The 407-nt window shown below is 51.4% G+C and carries 1 rRNA gene; it reads left to right on the top strand.

The features are described 5' to 3' along the window. Nucleotides 1-407, top strand: a 23S ribosomal RNA gene (locus tag BGP78_RS20180); the annotation flags it as partial.

The raw sequence follows: 407 nt of genomic DNA on the forward strand, positions 1-407 counted from the left end.
AGGGAAACAACCCAGACCGCCAGCTAAGGTCCCAAAGTATATGTTAAGTGGGAAACGATGTGGGAAGGCTAAAACAGCTAGGAGGTTGGCTTAGAAGCAGCCACCCTTTAAAGAAAGCGTAATAGCTCACTAGTCGAGTCGGCCTGCGCGGAAGATGTAACGGGGCTAAACATATCACCGAAGCTGCGGATTTGTCTTAGGACAAGTGGTAGGGGAGCGTTCTGTAAGCGGTTGAAGGTGTACCGGGAGGTATGCTGGACGTATCAGAAGTGCGAATGCTGACATGAGTAACGATAATGCGGGTGAAAAACCCGCACGCCGGAAGACCAAGGGTTCCTATCCCATGTTAATCAGGGTAGGGTAAGTCGACCCCTAAGGCGAGGCTGAAGAGCGTAGTCGATGGGAAA

The sequence above is a fragment of the Pseudoalteromonas sp. MSK9-3 genome (assembly GCF_003590335.1).
Classification (GTDB): Bacteria; Pseudomonadota; Gammaproteobacteria; order Enterobacterales; family Alteromonadaceae; genus Pseudoalteromonas.